Here is a 367-nt window from a genome sequence, read left to right as displayed (position 1 = left end):
TCCACTTTCGCGTTAGCCGTTTGCGTTATTCTCGAATATCCGCTTACGTCCTTCTTCTGTCGTTACATAGTAATTGGGCATATTATTCAATGATAATGTGATGATGTCATTTTTACATTTGTCGCATGAACAAAATGTTTGGTATTCCATACCTGACATTAAAACCTGAACCCAAGTCACAACGATTTCTTCCATCACATTTGTATATTCTCTTTCCATGTATGCTCCTTCAAAAGTAAAACCCGTCCATTCCAGACAGGCTTTCAATCATTTATTGCCGTCCGCGGGACTATCAGGATTTCAACTCTCCGATTTTTCGCCCTTCCTTTTTTCGTTTCATTAGAAGCAACCGGCTTGAATTCCCCAT

The 367-nt window shown here is 39.8% G+C and carries 1 protein-coding gene and 1 pseudogene; both read right to left on the bottom strand.

The window, feature by feature from the left end; all coding sequences use genetic code 11:
* Positions 1–12: 12 nt before the first annotated feature.
* Positions 13–219: a late competence development ComFB family protein gene (locus CVN76_RS02175; protein WP_232732066.1), complete on the bottom strand. Its 207-nt coding sequence runs from the start codon at positions 217–219 to the stop codon at positions 13–15.
* 44 nt (positions 220–263) lie between these two features.
* Positions 264–367 (bottom strand): annotated as a pseudogene (locus CVN76_RS31600) (flagellar motor protein MotB); the annotation flags it as partial.

It is taken from the genome of Bacillus sp. mrc49 (genome assembly GCF_002803435.1).
This window is presented reverse-complemented; position numbering and strand designations above follow the sequence as displayed.

What these genes read in the sequence shown, in the direction of transcription:
- CVN76_RS02175 (WP_232732066.1), bottom strand. Translation starts at nt 219, where the DNA reads ATGGAAAGAGAATATACAAATGTGATGGAAGAAATCGTTGTGACTTGG.